This window comes from Streptomyces sp. NPDC059452, assembly GCF_042750035.1.
In the GTDB taxonomy this organism is placed as follows: domain Bacteria; phylum Actinomycetota; class Actinomycetes; order Streptomycetales; family Streptomycetaceae; genus Streptomyces.
In genome coordinates this window covers 27,535-41,558 of the sequence record NZ_JBHYVE010000022.1, presented here as the reverse complement: position 1 = coordinate 41,558, position 14,024 = coordinate 27,535, and the positions used below count along the sequence as shown (strand labels likewise).

12 protein-coding genes and 1 pseudogene are annotated in these 14,024 nt (G+C 71.6%); 6 read left to right on the top strand and 7 right to left on the bottom strand.

The window, feature by feature from the left end; translation table 11 throughout:
- Window positions 1-310 precede the first annotated feature (310 nt).
- The 4 genes and pseudogenes from ACFW9Z_RS26280 to ACFW9Z_RS26265 all read left to right on the top strand — a co-directional run bounded on the left by ACFW9Z_RS26280 (window position 311) and on the right by ACFW9Z_RS26265 (window position 4,976).
- Entirely contained in the window at window positions 311-559 is a 249-nt protein-coding gene (locus tag ACFW9Z_RS26280) for an aspartate 1-decarboxylase (protein ID WP_384645110.1), read from the top strand.
- 470 nt (window positions 560-1,029) lie between these two features.
- Window positions 1,030-2,646 carry an ABC transporter transmembrane domain-containing protein gene (locus ACFW9Z_RS26275; RefSeq protein WP_384645019.1) on the top strand — a complete coding sequence of 539 codons (1,617 nt, stop codon included), beginning with the start codon at window positions 1,030-1,032 and terminating at the stop codon, window positions 2,644-2,646.
- Window positions 2,643-4,403: an ABC transporter ATP-binding protein gene (locus ACFW9Z_RS26270; protein ID WP_384645018.1), complete on the top strand. Its 1,761-nt coding sequence runs from the start codon at window positions 2,643-2,645 to the stop codon at window positions 4,401-4,403. Before ACFW9Z_RS26275 ends, ACFW9Z_RS26270 begins: the two co-directional genes overlap by 4 nt.
- Window positions 4,404-4,530: 127 nt before the next feature.
- Window positions 4,531-4,976, top strand: a pseudogene (locus ACFW9Z_RS26265) (transposase).
- 27 nt (window positions 4,977-5,003) lie between these two features.
- Here ACFW9Z_RS26265 and ACFW9Z_RS26260 read toward each other — a convergent pair.
- The 6 genes from ACFW9Z_RS26260 to ACFW9Z_RS26235 form a co-directional block, all read right to left on the bottom strand.
- Window positions 5,004-5,405 carry a hypothetical protein gene (locus tag ACFW9Z_RS26260; protein WP_384645017.1) on the bottom strand — a complete coding sequence of 134 codons (402 nt, stop codon included), beginning with the start codon at window positions 5,403-5,405 and terminating at the stop codon, window positions 5,004-5,006.
- Between the two features lie 137 nt (window positions 5,406-5,542).
- Window positions 5,543-6,688 carry an acyl-CoA dehydrogenase family protein gene (locus ACFW9Z_RS26255; RefSeq protein ID WP_384645016.1) on the bottom strand — a complete coding sequence of 382 codons (1,146 nt, stop codon included), beginning with the start codon at window positions 6,686-6,688 and terminating at the stop codon, window positions 5,543-5,545.
- Complete coding sequence (locus ACFW9Z_RS26250) at window positions 6,685-7,875, bottom strand: acyl-CoA dehydrogenase family protein (RefSeq protein ID WP_384645015.1); 1,191 nt, start codon at window positions 7,873-7,875, stop codon at window positions 6,685-6,687. The genes ACFW9Z_RS26255 and ACFW9Z_RS26250 overlap by 4 nt, the downstream gene beginning before the upstream one ends.
- Window positions 7,872-8,837: an NADPH:quinone oxidoreductase family protein gene (locus ACFW9Z_RS26245; RefSeq protein WP_384645014.1), complete on the bottom strand. Its 966-nt coding sequence runs from the start codon at window positions 8,835-8,837 to the stop codon at window positions 7,872-7,874. The genes ACFW9Z_RS26250 and ACFW9Z_RS26245 overlap by 4 nt, the downstream gene beginning before the upstream one ends.
- A 126-nt stretch (window positions 8,838-8,963) precedes the next feature.
- Window positions 8,964-9,563, bottom strand: a complete 600-nt coding sequence (locus tag ACFW9Z_RS26240) for a helix-turn-helix domain-containing protein (protein WP_384645013.1) — start codon at window positions 9,561-9,563, stop codon at window positions 8,964-8,966.
- Window positions 9,564-9,651: 88 nt separating this feature from the next.
- Entirely contained in the window at window positions 9,652-10,386 is a 735-nt protein-coding gene (locus ACFW9Z_RS26235; RefSeq protein WP_384645012.1) for a PIG-L deacetylase family protein, read from the bottom strand.
- 302 nt (window positions 10,387-10,688) lie between these two features.
- Between ACFW9Z_RS26235 and ACFW9Z_RS26230 the strand changes: the two genes are divergently transcribed.
- The gene (locus ACFW9Z_RS26230) at window positions 10,689-11,261 is read left to right on the top strand and encodes a rhodanese-like domain-containing protein (RefSeq protein ID WP_384645011.1); all 573 of its coding nucleotides are present in this window, start codon (window positions 10,689-10,691) and stop codon (window positions 11,259-11,261) included.
- 38 nt (window positions 11,262-11,299) lie between these two features.
- On the opposite strand, the gene ACFW9Z_RS26225 is transcribed toward ACFW9Z_RS26230, so the two are convergent.
- Window positions 11,300-12,595 (bottom strand): alpha/beta fold hydrolase, encoded by a 1,296-nt coding sequence (locus ACFW9Z_RS26225; RefSeq protein ID WP_384645010.1) that lies wholly within the window; start codon window positions 12,593-12,595, stop codon window positions 11,300-11,302.
- A gap of 126 nt (window positions 12,596-12,721) precedes the next feature.
- Between ACFW9Z_RS26225 and ACFW9Z_RS26220 the strand changes: the two genes are divergently transcribed.
- Complete coding sequence (locus ACFW9Z_RS26220) at window positions 12,722-13,885, top strand: betaine/proline/choline family ABC transporter ATP-binding protein (RefSeq protein ID WP_384645009.1); 1,164 nt, start codon at window positions 12,722-12,724, stop codon at window positions 13,883-13,885.
- Window positions 13,886-14,024 lie beyond the last annotated feature (139 nt).

Here is a 14,024-nt window from a genome sequence, read left to right as displayed (position 1 = left end):
GGGTCGGAGGGGGGCACCTCCGGTTCGACCGGATTCGCCCTGAGCCGCTAGCCGCTCGGGCGATCGGAGCGAGTCTCTGAACTGGCTCGGGCGACGGGTCGGTCCGGGGGCCTGTCCGGCCGTGTCCTTCTGTCGAAGTGATCACCTGGCAGAAGCCGCCCACTGCGACCCATCGTTGGGACGCGAAGCGCAACGGCACCCATCGCCACGGCTGCAGGCACCTCATGCCGCTCGCGGGCAGCCGTGAGCAGCCAGGGGGGCAATCCCGTCGCCCAAGAGCACGCTGATTCAGGCGTAGCGCCGGTCAGCACTGATCCAAGGACCATGCGACTCGAGTGTCATCGGCATCAACGGCGCCGCGGTTTGGCTCATCAGCCCCGGAGACCTTGTCATCATCATCGCCTACGCCCAGGTGACGCAGGATGAGGCCCGCGAACTCAAGCCTCGCGTGGTCTTCGTCGACGAGCACAACCGCGTGGTGCTGGCAGGCGACGATCCCGCAGAGGTGACCAAGGGCAGCGGACTCATACGTGGAGACCTTCCGGCCCCGTCAGCGTGATGTCTTCACCCGTCCCGGCCGTATTCGCACATCCCGCCGAAGCCCGGCGTGAAATCGAGCATTGACAAGCCTGCGAACCTCATATGAATATGAATCGCACGTTGGCGCAGTGTGCGCATCGTGACTTCGCTCCGTACGGTCGTTCCAATCGTGCGGAGCTTTCTTATGCCCCGCAGGCGTCGGGCAGTCCTCCAAACCGCCGAGGGAATCCCGGCTGCGGCACCCCGCGGGGACACGACGCGTCACGAGGATTCCTTCCGCCCCGGAATGCCGCCCATCGGATCTATCCAAGGACGACCGAGATGACCGACGGACCAGACCTGCCCGCAGGAACGCGCAGGGTCCCCTACAGCGACCCCGGGCTCCCGGATCACCGGAGCCCTTTGCGCTTCCTGTGGTGGCTGGTGACGAGGCAACGCAAACGTGTTCTCCTCGGGGCCACTTGGGGCAGCGCATGGATGTGCGCGCTCATGCTGCCGCCGTACCTGATATCGAGGACGATCGACGAGGGGCTACGAGCACGTGATACCGGAGCACTTTTCCTGTGGGTGGGTGCGGTTCTCCTCACAGGAGCGGCGATCGCGATCCTGGGAATCCTGCGGCACCGCACGATGACGTTCATCCGCGTGGACGCGGCCTACCGGACCGTCCAGGTCGTCACCCACCATGTCACCCGCCTGGGTTCGACCCTGCCCCGCCAGGTTTCAGCGGGTGAGCTCACGCATCTCCAGGCCGGCGACATCAGCCGGATCGCCCAGACCCTGACCGTCACGGGGCCGGGAATCGGCGCGGTCATCGCATACATCTCAAGCGCTGTACTCCTGTTCAACATCTCGGCCGTCCTGGCTGCGGTAGTTCTTCTCGGAGTTCCCGCCCTGGCAGTGACGGTCGGTCCCCTGCTTGAGCGACTGCACGGCGCCGAAGGCGACTACCGGGAGGACCAGGGAGCTCTGACCGCCCTCGCCGGAGACATGGTGGCCGGTCTGAGTGTGCTGAACGGCATCGGCGGAAAGCCCATGTTCGCCCGGCGATACCGGGAACGCTCCCAGGCCCTGGTCCCGCTGGGTTACAGGGTCGCTTCCCTCACCAGCTGGGTCCAGGCGCTCGCCGCGTGCCTTCCGGTGATCTTCCTCGCCGTCGTGACCTGGATCGGTGCGCGCATGGCAGCCAGTGGTTCGATCACGGTGGGCGAACTGGTCGCGGTCTACGGATACGTCGCCGCGCTCCTGGCACCCGTCTCGTTCTTCATCGAGGGCGCGGACGACCTGCCACGCGGGCTCGTCTCCGCGCGCCGGGTGATCGACATCCTGGCGCTCGCCCCGGAACCCGAGGAGCACCGGACCCGGAAGACTCCGCCGGGCTCCCCCGGCCCGCTCCGTGACCCCGTCTCGGGCCTGGTGGTGGCCCCCGGCAGGGTGACAGCTCTTGTCGGGGAGAGGCCCGACGAACCGCGCGCCGTGGTGAAGCGGCTGGCCGGCTACACGGACTCCGAGGCCACCTGGGGCGACACGAGGCTGTCGGACTGGGACCGCTCCGCCTTGCGGCGCCTTGTCCTGGTCGCCGACAACGACGCCTACATGTTCGGCGGCCCGCTGCGGTCAGCCATATCCGTCCATGACGACCACAGCGCCGAGGACATCGGCCGGGCCCTGCACGCCGCTGCCGCCGAGGACGTCATCGAAGCACTCCCCGACGGACTCGACACCCGTCTGGACAGCCAGGCCCGCAATGTCTCGGGCGGGCAGCGTCAGCGTCTGCGCCTGGCTCGGGCACTGCTGGCCGACCCCGAAGTGCTCCTGCTGGTGGAGCCCACATCCGCGCTGGACGCCCATACCGAGGCCAACGTCGCCACCCGGACAGCAGCTCACCGCCGGGGCCGGACCACCGTGGTGGTCAGTACGTCCCCGCTGCTGCTCGGCCACGCCGACGAAGTCGCCTACCTCGTGGACGGCAAAGTGAAGTCCACCGGCACTCACGGCGAACTCCTCGCCGAACAGCCCGGATACGCGGCGCTGGTGTTCCGCGGCAGCACCGACAGCCGTACGGAAGCCGTCTCGGCGAAGCCAGTGGAAGGACACACCCAATGAGCCGTTCCGAAGAGATGCCGCGCCTGCCGGTGGCCGATGCCTCTACGGTACGCCGGGCCAGCTGGCAGCTGTTGAAGGACGACGGACGGGCCATGGCCGCGATCCTCGTACTGACCTGCCTGGCCGCGCTGGCCGGCGTGGCCGGACCATGGCTGCTGGGCCGGATCGTCACCCGGGTCGAAGCGGGAGAACTGACCACCTCCCAGGTCGATGTCCTGGCCGGGTCCGTCCTTGTCTTCGCAACTCTCCAGTTGGTCCTGACGCGATACGCACGCTGCCTGTCCCACCGGTTCGGGGAGCGCGCCCTCGCCCGTCTCCGCGAAGAGGTCGTAGACCGCTCGCTCGCCCTGCCAGGACGGATCGCGGAACAAGTGGGCACCGGTGATCTGGTCACCCGTTCAACCGTGGACGTCGGGACCGTGGCGGCCACGCTGCGCAACGCGGCCCCCGACGTCCTCATCGCGGGCGTCCAGATCCTGTTCATCTTCGCCGCGGTATGCCTGCTGGACCCGCTCCTCGGGCTCTGCTCCCTGGTGGGCCTGCCCTTGGTGTGGGCGGCGAGTCGCTGGTACCTCGCCCGGGCTCGGGACGCCTACCTCGCGGAAGGCGCCACCGCCGGCGGTGTCTCCGAGGTCCTGAACTCCACCGCGCACGGTGCGCGCACCATCGAGGCCTACGGAATGCGAGCACGGCAGAACCTCGCGGTCGACAAAGCCATCGACACCACCTATCGCGCCGGAGTCCGCACTCTTTTCCTGCGGACCGTCCTCTTCCCCATCACCGAATTCGCCCACGCCCTGCCCATGGCTCTCATTCTGCTGGTGGGCGGGCTCGGTTACCTTCATGGGTCGATCACCCTGGGGGTCGTGGTGGCAGGCAGCCTGTACATGTGGCAGCTGGTCGACCCTCTCGACCGCGTGCTCAGCTGGGTCGAACAACTGCAGCGCAGCGGCGCGTCATTCGCCCGGATCAAGGGCATCGGCATGGTGTCGCAGGAGCCGAATCCCCGTGTGCCCACTCCGGTCGACGACCGCATCGAGGTCAGGGGCGTACGGTACTCCTACACCCCCTCGCACGATGTGCTGAAGGACGTCGAACTGCTGGTTCGGCCCGGTGAGCGGCTGGCAGTGGTCGGACCGTCGGGGGCCGGCAAATCCACGCTCGGAAAGCTGATGTCCGGTGTGGACGTGCCGGACACGGGTGACATTCTGGTCGGCGGCGTCCCCGTTGCCGACCTCGCGGCCGCCGGTGAGCTCGGAAACCGGATCGCCCTCATCACCCAACAGCACCACGTATTCCTCGGCACGCTCCGGGAGAACATGACCATGGCCGCCCCGGACGCGGACGATGCGGCCATCCGGGCGGCCCTGTCCCTGGTGGAGGCAGATTGGGTCACACAGCTGCCGGACGGGCTCGACACCCCGCTGGGGGTGGGCGGACTCGACCTGGACCCCGCGCAGGCTCAGCAACTCACACTGGCCAGGGTTCAGCTCGCCGACCCGCACACCCTGATCCTCGACGAAGCCACATCGCTGCTGGATCCGACGACTGCCCGGCAGGCGGAGCGAGCCATGGCAGCGGTCCGGTCGGATCGCACCGTCATCGCCATCGCCCACCGGCTGCAGAGCGCTCATGACGCCGACCGCGTCGCGGTCATGGAGTCCGGCCGCATCGTCGAACTGGGCACCCACGATGAGCTGGTGGCCGCGGACGGGCCGTACGCGGCTCTCTGGCGGTCGTGGAAGGGCGAAGGCTGAACCTGCGCCGCTGTGGACGCCTCCCGGGATCTTCCGGGAGGCGTCCCTCCTGTCTGATCCCAACACGCCCCCGGTCACGCCTGTTTGCGCACTGTGGCGGGACGGCTGCCATCGGCACTACCGAAACATGCCTCGCCGACAGCGGCCGTACCCCCGTGACCTGTCCGATGCCCGTTGGGAACTGCTCGAACCAACCCTGACAGCCTGGCGAGTGGAACGCAGAGGGAAGGGCCTGGACATCGGGCGGCCGCCCGAACACGACCTGCGCCGGATCATGGACGCCACTCTCCACGTCGACCGGACCGGGATCCCCTGGGCGTCGACACCGTCGGCCTCCTCCTGGGCATCGACGTCGAAGCCACCCGCCGCAACCCCGCCCGGAAAGGCTTCAAGGCAATTCCGCGGCGCTGGGCCGTCGAGCGGAGATTCGGCTGGCTCATGCACCACCGCAGCCTCGCCCGCGACTACGAAACCCACCCCCACCGCTCCGAAGCCATGATCGGCATAGCGATGATCGACCTCATGAGCCGCAGACTCACCCGCGAATCGACCCACGACGGGCGCGACAACTGAACGGCGGCAGCGCCCGGCTCCCATGAATCACAGCAGGTAGGGCCACAGGCTGACGCTGTTCCGCTCCACACTGATCTCGACCCACGTTCCATCGACAGCAGTCGACGGCGGCGGGGCGGCGAGGTCGAACAGGATAGGGGTTCCAGCTACTTCCAGCATGGCTCCGCCATCGCCCGTCAGGCCCAGCCGCCCCCGAAAGACAATCCGACCGGCTTCCTCCTCGTCCACCCCGGGTGACAATGAAGTGGCCGGTCGAATGTTGCCGTCCCAGGCCACGTCCTCTTCAACGGTCCACTCCACATGATGTTCGCGGCCCACTTCCGTCGGATCGCCGCACCAGAACGCCGCAGCGGCACCCACCTCCGAGCGCACCCGAACCATCGCGCGCCCGTCGGCGACCTGCCCCACCGCTTCCACTCGGACCAACACCCCGCAATCATCCACGGCAGCACTGCGTTGCCAAACACTCCTGCCAGGAAGAAACGCTCTTTAAGGCCCTGGGTACCCCGCCTCCACAGGGAGGACGGGGTACCCAGGGCCTTTGGCCGGGATGTGCACCGGGAGGCTTACGGGGCCGGCAGCTCCACCAGCTCCGCGAGCGCCTCGCGGTGGCTGCCCGCCGAGCCGTACGCGAGGGAGTCGGCCTTGGCGCGCTTGAGATAGAGGTGCGCCGGGTGTTCCCAGGTCATCCCGATCCCGCCGTGGAGCTGCACGCACTCCTCGGCGGCGTGGACCGCGACGCCGGAGCAGTACGCCTGGGCCACCGCTACCGCGAGCGGGGCGTCGGGGCTGTGGGTGGCCAGCGCGTCGGCGGCGTTGCGGGCGGCGGCGCGGGCCGAGACGACCTCCAGCCAGAGCTGCGCCATCCGGTGCTTGAGCGACTGGAACGAGCCCACGGGCCGGTTGAACTGGTGCCGTTCGCGGGTGTACCGGACCGTCTCGGCCAGGCACCACTCCGCGATCCCGAGCTGCTCGGAGGCGAGCAGTCCGGCCCCGGCGAGCAGACCGCGCCGTACGGCGGTGGCGCAGGCGTCCGGGGCGGCGAGCAGGGTCCCGGTCGCGCCGGAGAGGGTGAGGGTGGCGAGGGGACGGGTGAGGTCGAGCGGTACGAGGGGTTCCACCGCCACTCCGGAGGCCGCCGCCCCGACCGCGTACAGGCCCTCGGCGGTCGGCACCAGCAGGACGTCGGCCACAGCGGCGTCGGCGACTCCCCGTACGGTGCCGTCGAGTGAGGTGATGGCCGCCGCCCGCGCCCCCGCGGGCGGGGTGGCGAAGGGCACGGCGAGCACCGCCGTACGGGCGCCGGAGGCCAGCTCGGCCAGGAGTGCGGCGGCCGGTCCCGCGTCCCCGGCCGGGGCGAGTCCGTCCTCCCCGGCCAGCGCGAGCAGGGTCTCGGTGGCCACGACGGAGCTGGTCAGGTACGGGGCCGGGGCCACGCTGCGGCCCAGCTCCTCCAGCACCACGGCGGCCTCCCGGTGGGACGCGCCCTGGCCGCCGAGCTTCTCCGGTACGAGGAGTCCGGCGGCGCCGATGCAGGTGGCCAGCGCCTCCCAGAGCCGGGGGTCGTACGGCGTGTCCGCCTCGGTCGCCGCGATCACCGTCGGCGCGTCGGCCCGGTCGGCGAGGAGGGCGCGCACCGCGGAGCGCAGGTCCTCCTCGTCCTGGGAGTAGAGGAGGTCGGGGGTGGCGGGGGGCTGGGCGGGCGTGGTCATCGGCTCAGGTCCTTCCAGGCGACGTCCTTGTCGTTGCGGGGTTCGGCGGGCAGCCCGAGGACGCGCTCGGCCACGATGTTCAGCAGGACCTCGCTGGTGCCGCCCTCGATGGAGTTCCCCTTGGAGCGCAGGTAGCGGTAGCCGGCGTCCCGGCCGGTGAAATCGACCAGCTCCGGGCGGACCATGGTCCAGTCGCCGTACAACAGGCCCTCGTCACCGAGCAGTTCGACCTCCAGACCGCTGATCTCCTGGTTGAGCCGGGCGAAGGCGAGCTTCATGCCCGAGCCCTCGGGTCCGGGCTGTCCGGCGACGAGCTGCTGACGCAGCCGCTCCCCGGTGAGCCGGGCCACCTCGGCCTCCACCCAGAGGGTGAGCAGGCGTTGGTGGGTGTCGTGGGTGCGCAGTTCGGGGCGCTCGCGCCAGGTCCGGGAGACGGGGCCGATCATGCCGCCCTCGCGGGGGATACGGGAGCCGCCGATGGAGATGCGCTCGTTCATCAGCGTGGTCTGGGCGACCTTCCAGCCCTCGCCGACGGGGCCGAGCCGGTGGCTGTCGGGAATGCGTACGCCGGAGAGGAAGACCTCGTTGAACTCGGCCTCCCCGGTGATCTGGCGCAGCGGCCGGACCTCCACGCCCGGATCGGTCATGTCGCAGATGAAGTAGCTGATGCCCCGGTGCTTGGGCAGGTCCGGGTCGGTACGGGCGATGAGGATCGCCCAGCGGGCCACATGGGCGCTGGACGTCCAGACCTTCTGCCCGTCGACCACCCAGTCGTCGCCGTCGCGGACGGCCCGGGTGGCGAGGGCGGCAAGGTCGGAACCGGCGCCGGGCTCGCTGAAGAGCTGGCACCAGACCTCCTCCCCCACCCACAGGGGGCGCAGGAAGCGCCTCTTCTGCTCATCGGTGCCGAAGCCGAGGATGGTGGGCGCGGCCATGCCGAGGCCGATACCGATGCGGCGCGGGTCGTTGTCGGGCGCGTCGGCGGCGGCGAGTTCGGCGTCGACGGCCTGCTGGAGTGAGCGGGGCGCGTCGAGCCCGCCGAGCCCCACCGGGTAGTGGACCCAGGCGAGGCCCGCGTCGAACCGGGCCTTGAGGAAGTCGGTCCGGCCGGTGGTGGCGGGCGGGTGCGCGGCCAGCAGCTCGCGGGTGCGGCGGCGGACCTCGGTGACGTCGACGGCTGGGCTCATCGGGCACCTCCGGGCAGCACGACGATCCGGCCGGTGCTGGTGCCGTCGGCGACACGCTGGACGGCCTCGGCCGCTCCGGCCATCCCGACACGCTCACTGATCAGGGGTTTGACGATCCCCCGGTCGGCCAGCTTGGTCAGCTCGTCGTGGCAGGCGCGCACGGCGGCCGGGTCCTTGGTGTTGTAGAGGCCCCAGTGCAGCCCGACGATGGAGTAGTTCTTCACCAGGGCGTGGTTGAGCGCCGGGGCGGGGATGTTGCCGCTGGCGAAGCCGACGACGAGGACGCGGCCCTCGAAGGCGATGCACTTGACGGACTTGGCGTACGCGTCGCCGCCGACCGGGTCGTAGACGACGTCGGCGCCGCGCCCGCCGGTCGCCTCCTTCACCGCGCCCACGATGTCCTCGCTACGGCGGTCAATGACCAGGTCGCAGCCGAGCTCACGGGCGACGGCCGCCTTCTCCGGGCCGCCGACGACCCCGATGACGGTGGCGCCCGCCGCCTTGCCGAGCTGGACGGCCGCGCTGCCGACCCCGCCCGCCGCCGCGTGGACGAGGAGGGTTTCGCCCGCCCGGAGGTTCGCGCGGCGGTGCAGGCCGAACCAGCCGGTCTGGTAGCCGATGTGGAGGGCAGCCGCCTCGGCGTCGTCGAGTGCGTCGGGGGCTGGCAGCAGGGCCGCCTCGTCCGCGACGACGTACTCGGCGAAACCTCCGTACGGCAGAGCGGGGGTGGCGAGGACGCGCCGCCCGTCCTCCGTCGTGCCGCACACCTCGACGCCCGGGGTGAACGGCAGGGGCGGCCGCACCTGGTACTGGCCCCGGCAGAGCAGGGCGTCGGGGAAGTTGACGTTCGCCGCGGTGACCCGGACGAGCACCTGCCCGTCACCGGGGGTGGGCCGGTCCGTCTCCTCCAGGCTCATCACCTCGCCCGGCTCGCCGTTCCGGTGCACTCGCCATGCCTGCATGAGGGGCCTCCACAACACTGTCGGAATCAACCGCTGCCGCTGTCGGCATTTCCACTGCTCCGGCGCATACTAAGCGGTCGCTTGCCTACCTGGGAACACCCCGGCGGCCCCGGCACCAGGACCCTCTCAGCCCCGCTTCGGCTTCGCCCTCACATGCATGCGCTCGCCCTGCGGGCCGAAGAGGCTGAGGAACTCCACCGGCTTGTCCTCCGCCGGTCCGAACCAGTGCGGCAGCCGGGTGTCGAACTCGGCGGCCTCCCCCGGCTCCAGCACCAGATCGTGCTCGGCCAGCAGCAGCCGCAGCTTCCCGGAGAGCACGAACACCCACTCGTACCCCTCGTGCGTCCGCTGCTCCGGCTCCTCGCCGCTGCCCGCCTCCTGCACCATCTTGTACGCCTGGAGGCCGCCGGGCCGGGCGGTCAGCGGCACCATCGTCCGGCCGTGCCGCACGATCGGCTTGGCCCGCACCCGGGGGTCGCCGACGGGCGGGGCGCCCACGAGGTCGTCGAGCGGGACCTCGTGGGCGCGGGCGATCGGGAGCAGCAGCTCCAGGCTGGGGCGGCGGCCGCCGGACTCCAGCCTGGAGAGCGTGGAGACGGAGATCCCGGTGGCCGCGGAGAGCGCGGAGAGGGTGACCCCGCGGTCCTTGCGCAGGCGGCGCAGCCGGGGGCCGACTCCGGTGAGTACGGCGTCGAGTTCGGGATCGTCCCGGTCGTGTTCCTTCATCCACCCATTGCAGAATCGGCAAGCGGGATTGTCAATCCAGCTTGCCATTCCCGGTATCGCTCATTCCCGGTGTCGCCCATTCCCGGTGTCAGTGGGCGAAGACCTCGAAGGTGACGGCCGGGCGCCCGCCGAACCGGTCGGCCCCGGACTCCACCATCTCCTTCAGGAAGGAGCGGCAGTACGTCTCCGGCGCCTCCTTGGTCAGCGCCTGGATGTACGTCCGGTGCGCGAGCAGGGACTGCACCGAGCGCTCGAACCCCGCCGTCGCGTCGACCGCGTGCGTGGGCCGGTCGCTGCCCGCCACGGCGGTCCAGCGCACCCCGTTCCACGGCTGGAGCCCCTGTTCCGTCAGCTCCGGGAAGATCCATCGGTTGCCCGCGTCGGCCACGGCATCCAGGGTGGCCCGGCCGACGGCCCGGTGGTCGGGGGTGTTCCAGGCGACTCCGCCCCAGGTGTCCCGGTGGTTCAGGGTGACCACCAGCTCCGGGCGGTGGCGGCGGATGGCGGCGGCGATGTCGCAGCGCAGCCCGGTGCCGTACTCGATCACCCCGTCCCGGTGGTCCAGGAACTCCACCGTGCGGACACCGACCACCGCCGCGCTCGCGCGCTGCTCCCGCTCACGCAGGGGGGCGCACTCCTCGGGCGGCAGGGTGTCGATCCCGGCCTCGCCCCGGCTGGCGAGGAGGTACACGACCTCGCGCCCGCCGTCGGTCCAGTCGGCCACGGCGGCGGCCGCCCCGTACTCCAGGTCGTCGGGGTGGGCGACCACGGCCAGGGCGCGGCTCCAGTCGGCGGGCAGGGGTTCGAGTCGCTGCTGCGTCATACCGGCAGGCTACCGACGATCAGGGCGGCGGGCCGGTATCCGGGGAGTCCGCGGGTACGGAGCCGGTGGGCGGGGAATCCGCGGGCGCGCAACCGGAATCCGAAGAGGCCACGGGCGCGGAACCGGAAACCGGAGAGGCCGCGGGTGCGGGACCGGAAACCGGAGAGGCCGCGGGTGCGGGACCCGTATCCGGGGAGTCTCCGGGTACGAGGGGGAATGCGGGCCCGCCCTTCGGTGCTGGAGACACGTGTAGAGTCCCAGCCCTCCCGCGCGCCGCCCCGGTCGACGAAAGGACCCCGCTCGTGACCAGCCCCGCCTCCCTCTCCCCCGCCCAGGCCGCAGCCCGTCTGGAGGAGTTCACCGTGATCGACGTGCGGGCTCCCGGCGAGTACGCGGCGGGCCATGTGCCCGGCGCCCTGAACATCCCGCTGGACAAGCTGCCCGACGCCCTGCCCGCCCTGAAGTCGGCCTCCGCCCGGGGCTCGCTGCTGGTGGTGTGCGCCTCCGGGGTCCGCTCCACCCGGGCCTGCGAGATCCTGGCCGGTGCCGACATCGACGCGGCCACGCTGACCGGCGGCACCTCCGCCTGGGAGGGCGACGGCCGTGGCCTGGACCGGCCCGAGGGCGCCCGCGCCACCTGGGCCATGGAGCGGCAGGTGCGGCTCGCGGCCGGTTCGCTGGTGGTGGCCGGCCTGCTGGCGGGCACCCGCTTCCCGGCCGCCCGCTGGCTCGCCGCCGGGATCGGCTCGGGCCTGGTCTTCTCGGCCGTCACCAACACCTGCGGCATGGCCTCGGTCCTCTCGAAGCTCCCGTACAACCAGGCCCAGCGCTCCGGCACGGACCTGGACGCCACGCTGGAGGCGCTCCAGCGCTGACGCCCGCCACGGCGCCGGGCGTCGGTCCCCGACTGGTGTCAGACGTCGTCCCTGACCAGCGCGAGCAGCCGGTCCAGTACGCGCGGCCCGCCCGCGCGCACCCCGTCGTGCTCGTACTCGTTCGTCACCCAGGTGCGCAGCCCCCGGATCGCCGCAGCCGTCCGCAGTGAGTCCTCGACGTTCACGTACATGTCGTCGTGGTAGACGGCGGCGGCCACGGGCACCTCGTTGGCGGCGAGCCGTTCGGGGTCGTACAGCACGGGCCAGTCGGTGCGCTGCGCGAGGAGCTCGGCGGTCTCGCGCAGCGGGCGCAGCGCCGGGTCGACGTCGAAGTGCCAGGGGTGGATCGTCTCCCCGGTGAACAGGACCGGCCCGTCGCCCGCCAGCGTCTTCGCCGCGTCGAACTGCGGGAACTCGGCGCGTACGCGTTCGGCGGCCCAGCCGGTGGGGGACTCGCCCTGCCCGTAGATCGCCTCGTGGACCAGGGCGTAGAGCGGGTGCCCGGCAAAGGAGGTGGCGGAGCGCAGGGCCTCCTGGAAGGTGTCGGAGAGCTCGGTGCCGTGCGGGGTGCGGACGAAGGCGTTCTCCAGGAGGTAGTGGAGCTGGTGGCTGCCGCTGCCGCTCCCGAGCAGGATGCCGAGCGACTGGAAGAGTTCGGGGGTGAGCCGGTGACCGGCGCTCTCGGGGCGGTGCTCGGCCAGGTGCGCGGCGATGGCGCGGGCGCGTTCGATGTCCTGCGGGTAGCGGGCGTAGTGCGCGGCGACCTTCCGTTCGATACGGGGGTACGCGGCCCGGTAGACGTCGTCGGCGTGGGCGTCCAGCGAGGGCAGCCCGCCGGTGATGAGGACCGCCGCGAGCCCTTCGGGCGCCGTGGAGAGGTAGTGGACCGCGCAGAAGCCGCCGAAGGACTGGCCCAGCACCGTCCAGGGCGCACCGCCGGTCAGCCGCTGCCGGACGATCTCGCAGTCCCGGACGATGGCGTCGGCGCGGAAGTGGGTGAGGTAGTCGGCCTGTTCGCGCGGTCCGCCGCGCAGCGGGAGGGTCTGCCGGTTGGCGGGGGTGGACAGGCCGGTGCCGCGCTGGTCGAGCAGGAGGACCCGGAACTCGCGCAGCGCCCGGCCGAGCCAGGCCTCCGTACCGACGAACCGGCGGGCGCCGAAGCCGGGGCCGCCCTCCAGGTAGACCAGCCAGGGCAGCTCCTCGCCCGCGCGCCCGGAGGCCACGGCCTCGCGCCCGTACACATCGATCTGCTCGCCGCCGGGGTCGCTGTGGTCGAGGGGAACGGTGAAACGCCGGTCGGTGAGAACGACGCCGGGCTGACGGTAGCTGTTCACTGGGGCTCCTGTGTCGGAGGTCGGGAGTCGGGGCCAGTTCAGCACATGGCCTCGGAGGAAGGGGCGGGTGCCCCGGACGGTCCCGGTCGGTGTGCGGCGCGCCCGGGGCGCTCCTACTGTGCGGAGATGATCCGGTTCGAGCAGGTCGGCAAGGTCTACCCGGACGGTACGACGGCGGTCGACGGGCTCTCCTTCGAGGTGGCGGAGGGCGAACTCGTGACGCTGGTCGGGCCGTCCGGCTGCGGCAAGACGACCACCATGATGATGGTCAACCGGCTGATCGAGCCGACCTCGGGCCGCATTCTGGTGGGCGGCGAGGACATCGCCGGGATCGACCCGGTGAAGCTGCGCCGCCGGATCGGCTATGTGATCCAGCAGGTCGGCCTCTTCCCGCACCGCACGGTCCTGGACAACACCGCGACCGTCCCCGCGCTGGTCGGCTGGAAGCGGGCGCGGGCCAGGGAGCGGGCGGCGGAGCTGCTGGATCTGGTGGGCCTGGACCCGAAGACGTACGGCTCGCGCTATCCGGCCCAGCTCTCCGGCGGCCAGCGCCAGCGGGTGGGCGTGGCCCGGGCGCTCGCCGCCGACCCGCCGGTCCTGCTGATGGACGAGCCGTTCGGGGCGGTGGACCCGGTGGTGCGGGAGCGGCTCCAGAACGAGTTCCTGGCCCTCCAGGAGCGGGTGCGCAAGACGGTCCTCCTGGTCACGCACGACATCGAGGAGGCGGTGCGGATGGGGGACCGGATCGCGGTGTACGGGGACGGGCGCATCGAACAGCTCGACACCCCGGCCGCCGTGCTCGGCACCCCGGCGACCCCGTACGTGGCCCGATTCGTGGGCTCGGACCGGGGGTTGAAGCGGCTCTCGGTGACCGCGATCGAGGCGGAGGACCTGGAGGAGCCGCCGGTGGCCCGGCTGGAGGAGCGGGCCGCCGTGGCGGCGGAGCGGCTGCGGGCGGCGGGGGCCCGGTGGGCGGTGGTGCTGAACGGCACGGGCGAGCTGCACGGCTGGGTGTCGGCGGACGCGCTGCGGAACGCCGGGGAGCGGGGGACGGTGGGCGCGCTGGCCCGCCGGATGGAGGCGTGGGTGCCGGTGGGCGCCCCGCTGAAGCAGGCGTTCAGCGAGATGCTCCAGCATGACGCGGGGTGGGTGGCGGTGCTGGACGGGGCGCGGTTCCTGGGGGTCCTGACCCCGGCGAAGCTCCATGAGGCGCTGCGCCGGTCGGTGGACGCGGACGCGCAGGGCGTGGGGCGCGAGGAGGTGGACTTTGACTCGGTCGCGGACGCGTGAGGGGGCGCCGGACGGCTCGGGTCAGGCTGCTCGGGCCGGACGCAGGCTGCCGCCGCCCGCACCTGCGGACCGGGCGGCGGCCGACCGGTGTACGAGCGCTCGCGAGCCGCCGCCACCCCTCCCCATCTCCCTTGCGCTG

Bases quoted from the DNA above. Each gene is read 5' to 3' on its own strand.
- ACFW9Z_RS26275 (WP_384645019.1), top strand. From the start codon at position 1,030: ATGCTGCCGCCGTACCTGATATCGAGGACGATCGACGAGGGGCTACGA.
- ACFW9Z_RS26250 (WP_384645015.1), bottom strand. From the start codon at position 7,875: ATGAGCCCAGCCGTCGACGTCACCGAGGTCCGCCGCCGCACCCGCGAG.
- ACFW9Z_RS26245 (WP_384645014.1), bottom strand. From the start codon at position 8,837: ATGCAGGCATGGCGAGTGCACCGGAACGGCGAGCCGGGCGAGGTGATG.
- ACFW9Z_RS26235 (WP_384645012.1), bottom strand. From the start codon at position 10,386: ATGACGCAGCAGCGACTCGAACCCCTGCCCGCCGACTGGAGCCGCGCC.
- ACFW9Z_RS26255 (WP_384645016.1), bottom strand. From the start codon at position 6,688: ATGACCACGCCCGCCCAGCCCCCCGCCACCCCCGACCTCCTCTACTCC.
- ACFW9Z_RS26220 (WP_384645009.1), top strand. From the start codon at position 12,722: ATGATCCGGTTCGAGCAGGTCGGCAAGGTCTACCCGGACGGTACGACG.
- ACFW9Z_RS26270 (WP_384645018.1), top strand. From the start codon at position 2,643: ATGAGCCGTTCCGAAGAGATGCCGCGCCTGCCGGTGGCCGATGCCTCT.
- ACFW9Z_RS26240 (WP_384645013.1), bottom strand. From the start codon at position 9,563: ATGAAGGAACACGACCGGGACGATCCCGAACTCGACGCCGTACTCACC.